This window comes from Neisseria sp. P0018.S001 (assembly GCF_051957355.1).
Classification (GTDB): Bacteria; Pseudomonadota; Gammaproteobacteria; order Burkholderiales; family Neisseriaceae; genus Neisseria; species Neisseria subflava_A.
This window is the reverse complement of sequence record NZ_JBQCWN010000099.1, coordinates 1-255: the sequence shown is the minus strand read 5'-3', so window position 1 is coordinate 255 and position 255 is coordinate 1. Positions and strand designations below refer to the sequence as shown.

Here is a 255-nt window from a genome sequence, read left to right as displayed (position 1 = left end):
ATCGACCGTTTTCCACTATTGAAGTTGGATCAGGTGATTGATTGGCAGCCGATCGAACAATACCTGAATCGTCAAAGAACCCGTTACCTTAGAGACCACCGAGGGCGTCCCGCCTATCCCCTGTTGTTCATGTTCAAAGCCGTCCTGCTCGGACAATGGCACAGCCTCTCCGATCCCGAACTTGAACACAGCCTCATCACCCGCATTGATTTCAACCTGTTTTGCCGTTTTGACGAACTAAGCATCCCCGATTAC

At 50.6% G+C, this 255-nt stretch carries 1 protein-coding gene; it reads left to right on the top strand.

Annotated elements, in window-relative coordinates:
• Nucleotides 1-255: transposase (locus tag ACTHTJ_RS11020; RefSeq protein ID WP_440361025.1), on the top strand; the 255-nt coding region annotated here is incomplete at both ends.